The sequence below is a fragment of the Riemerella columbina DSM 16469 genome, assembly GCF_000374405.1.
In the GTDB taxonomy this organism is placed as follows: domain Bacteria; phylum Bacteroidota; class Bacteroidia; order Flavobacteriales; family Weeksellaceae; genus Riemerella; species Riemerella columbina.
In genome coordinates this window covers 56,726-68,916 of record NZ_KB894282.1, presented here as the reverse complement: position 1 = coordinate 68,916, position 12,191 = coordinate 56,726, and the positions used below count along the sequence as shown (strand labels likewise).

The 12,191-nt window shown below is 37.1% G+C and carries 14 protein-coding genes; 2 read left to right on the top strand and 12 right to left on the bottom strand.

The genetic code is table 11. The annotated features are described in order from the left end of the window. Positions 1-72 precede the first annotated feature (72 nt). Positions 73-459 (top strand): DoxX family protein, encoded by a 387-nt coding sequence (locus tag C237_RS0111965; RefSeq protein ID WP_018676699.1) that lies wholly within the window; start codon positions 73-75, stop codon positions 457-459. Positions 460-552: 93 nt separating this feature from the next. Then, positions 553-900: a MoaF-related domain-containing protein gene (locus C237_RS0111960; RefSeq protein WP_245539729.1), complete on the top strand. Its 348-nt coding sequence runs from the start codon at positions 553-555 to the stop codon at positions 898-900. A 186-nt stretch (positions 901-1,086) separates the two neighbouring features. On the opposite strand, the gene C237_RS0111955 is transcribed toward C237_RS0111960, so the two are convergent. The 12 genes from C237_RS0111955 to C237_RS0111895 form a co-directional block, all read right to left on the bottom strand. After that, complete coding sequence (locus tag C237_RS0111955) at positions 1,087-1,593, bottom strand: GNAT family N-acetyltransferase (RefSeq protein ID WP_026315680.1); 507 nt, start codon at positions 1,591-1,593, stop codon at positions 1,087-1,089. A gap of 208 nt (positions 1,594-1,801) precedes the next feature. Continuing rightward, a complete protein-coding gene (locus tag C237_RS0111950) occupies positions 1,802-2,965 on the bottom strand; it encodes an aspartyl protease family protein (RefSeq protein ID WP_018676696.1) in 1,164 nt (387 codons plus the stop codon). 147 nt (positions 2,966-3,112) lie between these two features. Next, entirely contained in the window at positions 3,113-3,769 is a 657-nt protein-coding gene (locus C237_RS0111945) for a PQLLE family protein (protein ID WP_018676695.1), read from the bottom strand. A 307-nt stretch (positions 3,770-4,076) separates the two neighbouring features. Further along, complete coding sequence (locus C237_RS0111940) at positions 4,077-4,520, bottom strand: copper resistance protein NlpE (RefSeq protein WP_018676694.1); 444 nt, start codon at positions 4,518-4,520, stop codon at positions 4,077-4,079. 98 nt (positions 4,521-4,618) lie between these two features. Beyond that, a complete protein-coding gene (locus tag C237_RS0111935; RefSeq protein WP_018676693.1) occupies positions 4,619-4,876 on the bottom strand; it encodes a hypothetical protein in 258 nt (85 codons plus the stop codon). 38 nt (positions 4,877-4,914) lie between these two features. Then, a complete protein-coding gene (locus C237_RS0111930) occupies positions 4,915-7,362 on the bottom strand; it encodes a hypothetical protein (RefSeq protein ID WP_018676692.1) in 2,448 nt (815 codons plus the stop codon). 354 nt (positions 7,363-7,716) lie between these two features. Continuing rightward, complete coding sequence (locus C237_RS0111920; RefSeq protein ID WP_018676690.1) at positions 7,717-8,001, bottom strand: GNAT family N-acetyltransferase; 285 nt, start codon at positions 7,999-8,001, stop codon at positions 7,717-7,719. Between the two features lie 7 nt (positions 8,002-8,008). Continuing rightward, positions 8,009-8,218 (bottom strand): (4Fe-4S)-binding protein, encoded by a 210-nt coding sequence (locus C237_RS0111915; RefSeq protein ID WP_018676689.1) that lies wholly within the window; start codon positions 8,216-8,218, stop codon positions 8,009-8,011. A 65-nt stretch (positions 8,219-8,283) separates the two neighbouring features. Beyond that, positions 8,284-8,817, bottom strand: a complete 534-nt coding sequence (locus C237_RS0111910) for an NADPH-dependent FMN reductase (RefSeq protein WP_018676688.1) — start codon at positions 8,815-8,817, stop codon at positions 8,284-8,286. A gap of 22 nt (positions 8,818-8,839) precedes the next feature. After that, positions 8,840-9,559 (bottom strand): pirin family protein, encoded by a 720-nt coding sequence (locus tag C237_RS0111905; protein WP_018676687.1) that lies wholly within the window; start codon positions 9,557-9,559, stop codon positions 8,840-8,842. A gap of 232 nt (positions 9,560-9,791) precedes the next feature. Then, the gene (gldG, locus tag C237_RS0111900; protein WP_018676686.1) at positions 9,792-11,456 is read right to left on the bottom strand and encodes a gliding motility-associated ABC transporter substrate-binding protein GldG; all 1,665 of its coding nucleotides are present in this window, start codon (positions 11,454-11,456) and stop codon (positions 9,792-9,794) included. Further along, positions 11,457-12,191 carry an ABC transporter permease gene (locus tag C237_RS0111895; RefSeq protein WP_026315676.1) on the bottom strand — a complete coding sequence of 245 codons (735 nt, stop codon included), beginning with the start codon at positions 12,189-12,191 and terminating at the stop codon, positions 11,457-11,459. It lies immediately after the preceding gene.

Genomic DNA, 12,191 nt, shown 5'->3' with positions numbered 1-12,191 from the left:
GAACTAGTTCAATGTTTTTCGTTCGGAAAGTTGGCATATTTGCAGCATAAAAATTATTAAAAATAAAGATTTATGTTACAAAAACAATTGGATTTAGGATTACTTATTTTGAGGATAAGTATTGGCGGTTTGATGCTCTTTCATGGGGTGGCAAAAATAGTGCATGGAATTTCTTTTATCACAGATCAACTCGGTGTATTGGGCTATGGGGTTTATATTGGTGAGGTAGTGGCACCTCTTATGATTTTGATTGGTTGGCGTACACGCTTGGCAAGTGTTGTTTTTGCTATCAATTGCGTAGTGGCTATTGCTGTTGCCCATTCACAAGATTTATTTTCTATCGGCGAACACGGGGGCTATGCTAATGAACTATTAGCCCTGTATTTATTGGGTGCGGTTGCGTTGTTTTTTACGGGGGCTGGAAAATATGCGGTGTCTAACAACCAATCGTGGGATTAACCTTTATAAGAAATGAAAAGAATTTTAAATTGTATCATACTATCAAGTGTTTTAGCGCTATCGTCTTGCAATGATCATCCAAAAGATACTACAATGAATGAAATCACATCAAACAATAATTTGGTAGGTAAAAAGTTGAAAATCACTTACCCTGATTTTACTGCAGAAGTAAATTATCTTTCCGATACGGCTTTGCACTGGAAAACGATATCAAATAATGGTGAGATTTCTGAAGGTGATGAAGAGATTGTAATGAAACGCCTGAGAGACGATCTGTATTTCGTGAATTGGATTGAACAAGATGGACTTACTATTAGCCAAGTAGTGGATTTGGAAGAGAAAAAGGTAGAGGTTTTTTGCAGTTTTCATAATGATAACAGCCCACGAGGAAAGCGTAGTAGTAGCACCTTCGTGGGAAGTTTAGAGATTTTACCTCAATAACTTTATAAGTGTTAAATACCTCTAGTTTTTTAGAGGTATTTTTTATATTATCCTGTTGGAATTATTCTGATAGCAAGGCTTCGGCACTCATTTTACCAAAATTATCGGCTGCTAAAGGACTATCGCCTGTAATGAGTTTTTTATCGGTATGGCAAAGCCCTGAGATATTATTGATTTTAATTAGTGTTATAATTTATTACTTTCATATGATTTGAAAATTTTATAGACCCAACTATTTTCTTCTTGAGGTACATCGGCTAAAGAACTAAATAATTTCATATTACATTTTTCAAGAACTTTTATAGAAGCAATATTTCTCGGGCTTACCAATGCAAAAACTTCATTAAAGCCTAATTCTGTAAAAGCATAGTCTATAGCATTTTGAACTAATTCTGTTGCGTAGCCGTTTCCCCAGTAATATTTGTCCAATCGATACCCAAGGTTAATTTTAGTTTCTTCCCCATATTTTCTAAATGAGATGCCTCCAAATCCAATTACAAAATTCGGATTTTTAGACTCAGATATTTTCCATAAACCAAATTTTTCTTTCTCCCAATGTTTCAAGATGTTTCTAAATATAATTTTTGCGTTTTCATAACTCATAGCCCCGTGTGGATTATATAAATTATTTTCGGGATCAGAATTTATTTCATAAAATCTTACAAAATCATTTGTACTAGGTTTTTCAAGGATTAAACGACTGGTTTTCTATACTTCCATGTTATATAGATTTTACTTTTTATTATCAATTTGATATTGTTCTATCACTCCGAGACTTTTTGTGTTGCCCATACCCATTTCTGTCTTGCTACAGACAGGCTACTTGTTTTAAATGTTTAGAACAAGGTTACTACAGTTTTAGTACCTAAAAGTTTTTACCGATGAGCAAGTTTTTTTGTAATTAAGGTTTGAGTAAATTATAGAGTTGGTGTTTTATCTTTTGTGTCTTACCATTTCTAATGTAGCGAAGTTTTATTTTTTTACCTTTTTCTTTTAATAGACTTTCTATTTTTTCACGATTAGTATATCCGTTCACACAGCGTATCTGGTCACCATTACGAAGTCCCTTTGCGTAAAACGGACTTTCTTCTGCTAAGCTCTCTACATACAGCTTGCCTTCGCTTTCCTTTATCCTAAAGCCTGTGTATTCTTGTGGGAAGGGTTTGTGGAAATTTGTGTTAGGCTTCATATAAAGTTTATGATTCTGATAATCTATAACCCAGTTGAATCGGTTGATGATTTCGGCACCTAAGATGCCTAAATAATTAGGAAAAGAACTAACGCCAGTATTATCAGAAGAAGCTCCTATTTTAATGTTTTTAAAAGTATAATCTCCTAAGTGAATCTCATCGGCTATAAAATCAATTGATTTAGATTCTTTGGATAGATTTTGTGTATAAGTTGTAAGTTTTTTACTATGGCTATCAGGCAAATGATGTTTTTGGGCGAAGGGACTGTTCATAAGCAAACTAAGTCCCGCTCCACTATCGAAAAATATACGACCTGTAAGACTTTCATTATTAATTTTTATAGAGATATTAAACTGAGGAATAGGAATTCCGTTTCCAAATTCGAAAGGGATTTCTTCGTAGCCTTCTAATGGTAATGGAGTAGAGAAATCGTAGAGCTGAAACTCTTGTTTTGTGAAATCCATTATCACCTTATAGTTCTTTAATAAACTGTGACCAATAATCCCATCAAATGGATGATGGAATCTTTCTTTGAAAACAGCCAAATCATCAATAACAAAATTGATGCTATCCAATACGATAGATTGAATTTTTACTTTCTGATTTTGAGCGATTTTATAAGTTTTTTTTCCTCCTGCACCTGATACAGATTGTTCGTGATTGGCTTTAACCCCTATGCATTCGGCCACTTTTGTATCAAGCAATGAAGTTGTAGCCCCTGTATCAAAAAAGAAGCTTAGTGGTTGTTGGTTGATTTCTGTATTTAAAAAAACAGCGGGTTTGTCTTTGTGCATTTGAAAGGGAATGATGGCAACGGGACGCTGCTGGGCGTACATTCCCACACTTATCATAAGGCTTAAAAATAATATTCTCATAATTTTATTTTTCCACAAAGATATTATTTTTTTGGTAGCCATATTGGTGTTCCTATAATGAACATGAGCCAAACGCTGGTATTACTGAGAAAAAAAAGACCTTTCGTGAGTAATGAAAGGTCTTTTAAATGGGTTTTAAATGTTTTTTTAACTTCTTACGAATTTGCCGATGCTTTCCATTAGTTGAGGGCGGTCGTCTAAGGCGATTTGGGCTACGGCGTAAAACTCCCGAACCCAATCGGATAGGTCGGCAAAGGCTTTGTTTTTCTGTTGGGTAGCGTTTTGGTTTTCGCCTTTTTCTTTTTCGTACTTAGTGCGTAGGTTTTCTACTTGTTGAATTTGTGCTACTTGGGCATCGACTACGGCTTGGTTGATTTTGAACTTTTCTAATAGGGGTTTGGCTTCACTGTGGCTTTGGGCTTGCTCATAAAAGGTTTTGATTTCCTCCAAGGCTTTGAGATAGGCGGCAGATAGCGTGCCATCGATAGCGAGACTTTTCCAGAGTTCGGGCTTTTTCATTAGAGCGACTTTGGCTACTTTTCGATGCTTGCTGTAGGCTTTCTTTAGGGTGCTAAACGCATCGGAAAATTGGGCATAGGCTTCTTTTTCTTCGGCAGTTTCTTGTTTGTTTTGGTCGTAGAGTTGCTGTGTGTGGTCGAATAGGGTTTTGCCTTCAGCGATTTTGGTATCATCATAGCCGTATTCTGCTAGTTCGGTTTTTAGGTCTTGTACCTCCTCTAAATTAGTGAATAAAACGCGGTAGTTTTCGAGGTACTGGAGTTCGGAGTTTTTTAATTTGCTCATAGTAATTTATTTTAATTGGTTCGTATTCTCCAAATATACAAAAAAATTAATCATTCTTCTATTCCTACAAGCCGTTTTTTGATTTTTCTTTAAATAAATGAATTCCTACTTGCCATTCTTCTATTCCTACGAGTCGTTTATGCATTCCTACAAGGTATTCTTGTGTTCCTACGAGACATTTGTTGGTTTCTACGGGTAGTTTTTGTATTCCTACAAGTGATTGGGCTGTTCCTACAGGTGATTGTTGTAAAAAAGCACGAGTGGGATACTCGTGCTTTCAAGGGTTTTATATATTTTTTCTAAACTCTTAGTTCTCTTTGGTCAATACATACATAGAGGCAAGCTCTCCGGTGTTTTTTTGTCCCTCTGCGTTGAGTTGTGTAAGGGTGTTGTTTTCAAACTTGTATTTTACAGGTGATTCTCCCTCTATGTTTAGGGTAATTGTAGAATTGGCTTCGTCCCAATCATACTTTCCGTTATCTACGAAAGGATTCCCCTCTTTCCCTAAATAAACGCTTTGTAATGTGAAGGTGTTATCGTTATTAAGCGTAAGGGTGGTTTCTATTCCTTCGCAATCTGCACAAGGTAATGTGCCTTTGTAAACACCGCTCCAGCTATTGGTAGTTACTTCTTGTTGTGTTTCTGTAGTTACGGGCTCTTCGGTGGTTTTGTTGTCGTGTGATTTGTTGTTACACGCAGAGAGTGCCAAAACTAAAGCTGCTGCTAATGATAATTTTTTGATCTGTTTCATTTTTTGTTTTATTTAAAATTACTAATTAAAAAATTAGTATCAAAATGAGTGCCATTTTTGTTTTTTTTCTACTCTGACGATGGCTATAAAAGTAATTTTTATAATATTTCCCAATCTTCGTAACCTTCGTCTTTTAGTCGTTTTATTTCTTTGGAGTATGTCGCCCATTGGTTCATATCTTTAAAAAAAGGTACTCCTTTGTATTTATCGAAGAAAGTTTGTTTTTCTTCTTTGGAGAGTTCTACTTTTTTGTCGGGGTGGAGTTGGTTGTAATAGAGTTCTAAAAAGTAAATACTATTGTTTTTTACTCTGTTGAATTCTTTTTCCCATTCGGGTAATTGTTTTTTGTTGCTCATATTTTTAAAATTATGGATTATTTTTATTTAGGATTTCGCTATTCTTTTAGAAAACCGTATTCATAGATTTTAGGTGTGATCTTTTGGGCTAAATCTTTTAGGGTGTCTCTAAGTTGGGTAATGAGTTGGGTGTAATGCTGGTCTGTACTATGGGCATTCATTCTGCCCTTCTCGTTGCGCCCTTGGAAATGTTCACGAATGTCGTAGAGGCTGGCATTGGGCTGGGCATTGTTTTGGGCATGGTAGTATTGCCAAAGGGCTTTGCCTGCTTGGAATACGGATTGGGCTTCTTCGGAGAATTGTAGGGGTTTTGTAGGTATATGCCACGAATTTCCTTCAGTAGTAAAGAGAGGATTGGGTTCTATATTAATGGTGGATTTGCATTTGCCCTGTATGAAATCTGTCATAAAGCGGCTATGGAACTTGTCTTGTGCGTTGACTTCTTGCTCGGTAAAGGGTATCCAATGGTTGGTGCCTTCTTTGCTTGAGATATTATTACTGAATAGGGTATAGGTGAGGCAATCATTTTGAAATTCTTGATCGCTTTGCCAGCCGCCGTTCGGATAAAGAAATTGATCACGGTCGTTGAGCCATGTGGCAGGGATGGCGTGGCGTACGGTATAATAGATACTTATTTTAAAAATATTATTTTTAGTTATTGGTAAATAGTAAACATGGCGAGTTCCCTTTTCAATGGTTAAAAATAGGAATTTTTGATTTTGAAAATCAGGGGCTGGGCTTGGTAAGTATCCAATAATAGTATTGTTGCTTTCATCGAGGAAAATTTTAATCCACTTATTTATTGAACGGGTATCATCATTTGAATATATACCTTTTGAGTATAAAAAGTCTCCACTTCGAGTATAGAGATCTAATGTACTTTCCTCAAAAATTTCTTTAATTGATGTATCCCAGATTAAAAAGCCAATGGGGAATTTTCCTTTGACATTATCAAAGGTATCGGCTGGAACCGCAAAAATTTTTTCGAGCTTCGCTCGAAAGTTTTTCCTGAAATCCTTGAAGTTGGAAGATTGCAGAATTTTCAAAGTTGAAAATTCTGCAATCTTGCTGTTAGGGATTTCGTTGTATATTCTGGCTAAAAAGTGGGCAAAAATTTCATTAGATGCACGCCCCATAAAGGTTTTGTATTTTTCTAATGTTTTATGTTTATTAGCAACGCCTGCTTTATTAGTCCCTGTTCCTGTAACGGTTTTGGCTGTGGTAGCTTCTGCATAAGGTGGGTTGATATAGATGATGAGTTTTTTGCGTTTTTCTTCATCGTTAATAATGTCTTGCAAGCCTTGTGGGAGTTTGGAAAAGTCATCGTTTAGGAAATCGAACTGAAAGACATGGCTTTTCAGGAGGTTGGCACCGTGGTCTATACGCTCGTGCATGACATTGACATCTGCCATATCGAGGGTGCTTGCCCAGATATTGAATTTATTGGTGAACCCTGCCAGTAGGTTGCCCGTTCCGGCGGCACAATCCCAAATATAATAGTCGTCTTGCCAGTTTTCGCCGAGATAATCGGTGAGGTATTTTTGTGAGAGTTCTACCCATTTTCTTGGGGTGAAGAAGGCGCCTTTGCGTTCGCGGATGTCTTGTGGTACGAGTAGGTCTCTTCGTTCGATGATGTATTCTTGAAATTCGTTAATGGGTGGGCGTTTGTAGCGTTTCCAAAATTGTTGATAGGTGTCTTTGTTGCGTATGCTGATGGTGGCATCGAACATTTGGCGGAGGTTGTCTTTAGATATTTTATAGCCTTGGTTTTGGTAGATGACAAAGAGGCTATCGCGGATGGAGGTATCATCATCGAGTTTTTGGGTGTCTTTATCATCTACAAATATATCGGCAAGGTAGAAGTCACTGTCTAAAATATTGTTTTTCTTGAGTTCTTCCCAGTCTACATCTATGGTGGGTTTTACGATTTCGAGCCAGCGGAGGTAGATGGGGATGAAGTTGTTTTTATCGATTTTGATTTTGCGAACTTCGGAGGCGTTAGCGATGTTGTTTTTGATGAAGAAGCGGAGTTCTTTTTCGTCGGTTAGGTAATCGTACACATAGGATGTTTTTTTCAGAGTTTGGTCTATGCGTTCTTTGATGAGTTGGAATTCTTTGGTGGTGTGATTGCTGGGGGTAACATTCCAATTGAAATCATTGAGGTAGAAAATATCTTGGATATTGATATAGGGTACAAAAGCGATTTTCTGCCCGTCGAAGGCTCCAAGAAATGCTGGGGGAAAGGTTTTGTCGAATGTTCTTGCTTTGCCAATGGTAAGGATGAGTTGTACGAACATAGTGGTAGTGTCGTAGTTTCCCGTTTTGGCTTCTGCCCAAAGTAGAGCGGTTCTTCCAAAGATGGTTTCTTGTCGTGGTAGTACGGTGAAGTCTATATTGCCTACTATTTCGGTAGTGTCATAATCTTTAAAAAATTCGGTGCCTACTTTGTTTTTGAGTTCTTCCTCTCTAATGTTTCTGTATTTCATAGGTATATTTGCTAAGGTGTATTTGTACAGAAATGAAATCTGCTATTGTTTTTAGCAAAGATACAAATTTCTGTAGGTTGTTTTTGGTAGTTTTGTAGAATAGTAATAGTGGAATCTTGTCCAGTGCTACTGCGTGAGGGCGGAGGGCATTGTTGGAGCTCATGCGTGCTTTCCTAAAAAAGCACGCAAAGTGACTGCCCGTAGACCGACGCTCTGCCTTTTCCTAAAAAAAAGGCAGAGAGGCACGCCCAAATCAACTTAAAAAAATATTCGTGGCAAAGACGATTTAGGGTTTCTTTACTTGAAGTTATGTGTTTGGTGACAAGTGTTTGGATGTTTTTAAGAGACACCAGATCAAAAAAGTATATCCTTGAAACTTGGATTTTTATCAAACTCGGCTTTGGCAAATGGACACAAAGGCAAAATCTTTACTCCTTTTTTCCGAGCAAACTCTACGGCCTCTTCTAATAATTTTTTTCCATAGCCTTTGCCCTTAAAGGCGGGATTTACAAATGTATGGTCTATAATGAATTTCCCAGATTCTGCCCAAATATAACTCATCTCTCCTGATTCTTGTTCGGTATCATAAATTACAAATCTGCCTCTGCGGTCATTTTCTTCTTGTTTTATTTGTATCATAATTTCATCATTTTTTGATGGTTAAAGCACCTGATGGACATTGTGCAACTTGCTGGATAATGGCTTCGCTACTGGCATTTTCGGGTTTTATCCAGGGACGCTCTTTGGGGTTGTACACTTGCGGTAAAGTTTTTACAGAAATACCTGCATGGATACATTTCTCTTGTTGCCATAAAATGGTGATTTCTCCGTTGCTGTATTCTTTTGTTGTTATCATTTAATTTATTTTAATGGGTTATTATATTTGAAGTATAGTGTACAAATTTTAGACTAATCCTCGTTTTATCCTTCTAAAGCAATTTTAAATTTTGCAATTTTCTCAGTAAGTTCATCTGAGAGTTCTTTGTTGATGACCCCATTTTCAAGGTCAAAATTCTCGTAATATTTCGGCAAACTGAAAGTTTCTACTACTTCTGCACCAAAACTTGGGAAAGTGGTTTTTGCAATATTCATTACATTGCCACCGCCATAGCCTCCTGGGGAAGTACTCATAAGGAACATTTTTTTGTTCTGAAATAATTTGACATCAATGCGTGAGCACCAATCGAATATATTTTTGAATGCTATGGTAAAGTTTTTATTATGCTCTGCCATAGAACAAACGATAGTATCACTCTGGGCAATGGCGTCTATAAACTTCTGCGCTTGGGGTGGAAACTCTTTCTTCTCTTGGTCAACCGAAAAAATCGGCATCTCGAAATCGTTTAAATCCAAAAGGTTGATTTCTGCCTCGGGAAAGGATTTTAACACCCATTCTACAAGGGATTTATTTATGGATTGGGAAGATGAACTCTCTGCAAAGGCTAGTATTTTCATAAGTTAATTTTTTAATGATAATTTACTCTGGTAATTCCATTGAGATTTCCATTATCAAGATTTGACTATCTTCTAAGGCTTCTAACTGAAACTGGTCGGTTTCCGTTATCCCTAAACCATCGCGGCGGTTAAGGATTTGTTCGCCTACTTTGGCTTTACCCTCGATTACAAAGACATATACGCCATTTCCTTTGTTATGCCAATGGTAAGTTTGGCTGTGTCCTGCTTCAAAACGCGCCATAGAAAACCACGCTTCTTGATGAATCCATACGCCTTCATCGTCTGGATTTGGGGATAGAATTTGCTGGAAATCGTTGGTTTTGTTTTCTGTGTCTATATGGATTTGTTGGTAGCGCGGTGTTACATTTTCTTGGTTTGGGATTACCCAAATTTGTAGCAATTTTACGGGTTGGTTGGCATTTGCATTTTTTTCGCTATGCATCACACCTGTCCCTGCACTCATCACTTGGATTTCGCCTTTCGAGATAATGCCCACATTGCCCATACTATCTTCGTGTTTTAAATCGCCCGACAAAGGAATGGTAATGATTTCCATATTGGAATGGGGATGCTTGCTAAAGCCCATGCCACCCGCTACGGTATCGTCGTTCAAAACTCTAAGTGTGCCGAATAGCACGCGCTCTGGGTCGTAATAATTGGCAAAACTAAAGGTATGGTAGGCATTTAGCCAACCGTGGTCTGCGTGTCCTCTACTTTCTGAAGAGTGGTAAATCGTTTTCATACTATGATTTTTTATTGTTCTTTAATTTATTAATATGGCAAAGATATAATCCTCAATCATCAAACGCATTGATGTAGGATAAGAAAGAGTGTAATTTTTCAGTAACAAGAACTTTAGAACTAACTGATAATTTTCAATGCTATAAAAAAATATTCCCAAACCATTAAAAGTAAGATGGAGAGTAAGTAGGATATTCCTTAAAAGAAGATATCACTTTTAGACCAATAGTCTCTTACTGATACCTCTTTTTTCTTAAAACCAATAGAAGGCTAGTGAGAAGTCCAATGATAAGGATTGGGACTAATAAATTAAACCACTGCCAAGAGGATTTTTCATCATAGATGCGTCTATGGTCGAGTAAGCGGGCTTCGATATTTCGATTTCTTAGAGTCATTAAATTTTGGTCATCAAGTAACCAATCTAAGGCATTTCTAAGAAACTGAGCATTCCCGTACTGCTGATTGGTTAATAAATCGGCTCCTAAAGGTAAAGGTTCGCCCTTTAAAGTTTGGTTTCTTCCCACATCGCCATCAGCAATGACAATCATTTTATTTTCTGGACTTTTAGCTTTAAAATTCGGGTAATCTTGTCGTTCACTTCTATCCTTATAGGCGGATTGGAACTGCCCTTCTAGGCTTACTGCAAATATTTTTGGAGTGCTTGGTTTTTCCATCGCACCAAGGGAATCGGCATTTACAATTTCGGATAAAGCCACATAATTGGGAACCGATTTGCTCGTGGTGCGTTCGCTGGATTCAAATAAGACTTCTTTTTTGATGAGTGGGCGTGCCAAAGTATCAATAGAAGTAGGAAATTCAAATTTTACAGGATTGATATTTTTGGTAATCACATTCTGATTTTCCGCTACACCTAATGGAAAATAAGGCCACAAAAAATTCTTGTACTGAGGGTTTCCTGCAATTTCCCCAGCGCTCAACCGTATAAATGCCGTCTTTTTAAAATCTTTTACTAAGGCAGGCGATATTCTGATGCCATAATTAAAAAAGAAGTCTGTTAAGTTTAAATCGATAGGGTACGCCATTATTTTTTTGGATTGGAACAGCGTGTCCATTTCGGCATTTACTGCATCTACCATCCAAAGCGTTTTACCCCCATTCATGATGTATTGGTCTAAAACTAATTTTTCATCATCATTAAAGGGTTTTCTTGGCTTAGCAATCACTAAAGCGTCTATAGATTTTAACCTAGGAACATCGGCTAATGAAAGTCCAGAGGCTTTTTCTGGGATGATGGGACCAATATTATAATTTTCCAATGCCATATCTACAAAACCCCTAAATTGGTCGGGTTTAAGTTCCTCATGGTTGATGAGAATCCCAATGTTTTTTTTATGACTTTCAGTTAAGGTCTTGATATTTGACACTAAATTGTATTCTAAATTTTCAATAGATTTTTGAAGTTGCTCACTGGCATCAATTCCTGTTTGTTGAACGATAAGTGGTACCGCCGTGCCATAGTCCCCATATTTAAGTACCGCATAAGGAAATAGTACAATTTCCGATACTTTACCATCTTTCATATCGGGTAAAATAGAAGGCTGCATTCCCATTGCCATTAGGGTATCTTGGGACATTTTGGTTTTGATAGGGTCTACAAAACTATAATCAATATTAGGATTGATTTTTCTAAATTCCTCAACCATAAATTGCGTTTCATTTTGTAATTGTTTAAATGAAGCAGGGAAATCGCCATCGAGGTAAATTTCGATGTTTAGCGGTTTTTTAATGGACTTTATGGTGTTTACAGAAGCCTCAGAAAGCGTATAGCGATGCTCTTGGGTTAAGTCTAAACGCTGGCTAAAAATACCGAAACTTCCTAATAACAGGAAAATCCCAATGATAGCACTGATGATAAGATATAATTTTCGATTTTTCATTTATACCGATTTCTTTTTATTGATGAAAACATACGCCAAACTTAAACTTAACCCTATAATAAATAGGAAATAACAGACATCTCGGCTATCGATAAGCCCTCTGGTAAAGCCCATGAAATGATAATAAAAGCCTGAATTTTGAAGCCAATAGTCTACACCGCCTAAAAGTTTATAACTTGCCAATTGCTCAATCCCGAAGTATAAAATAAAATTTGCAAATACCCCAATCAGATAGGCTGAAATCTGATGTTTAGATAAAGAAGAGGCTAAAATACCGATAGCAGTAAATGTCGCTACGAGCATCATTAATCCTAGATACCCGCCTAAAGTCATGCCCCAATCTAAGTTGCCTTCTGGTACCCCTAACTGATATACGGTGTAGAGATACACCAATGATGGCAATAAACAAAGTAACCCCACCATATATGCCGCCCAAAATTTACTTAATACCAACTGAAAGGTATTGATAGGCTGTGCAAATAACCAAAATAGAGTGCCATTTTGCTCTTCTTCGGCAAAGGATTTCATGGTGAGTGTAGGAACGAGAAACATCATCAGCCATGGGGAAAGGACGAAATAAGGCTGTAATGTGGCGCTTCCTATTTCAAAAATATTGAATTGATTTTCAAAAAAGAATAAAAACAAAGCACTGATGAGGCTATACGCCGCGATAATCATCCATGCCGACCAGCCACCAAAGTAAGCCTGTAAATCTTTTTTTATAATTGATATCAT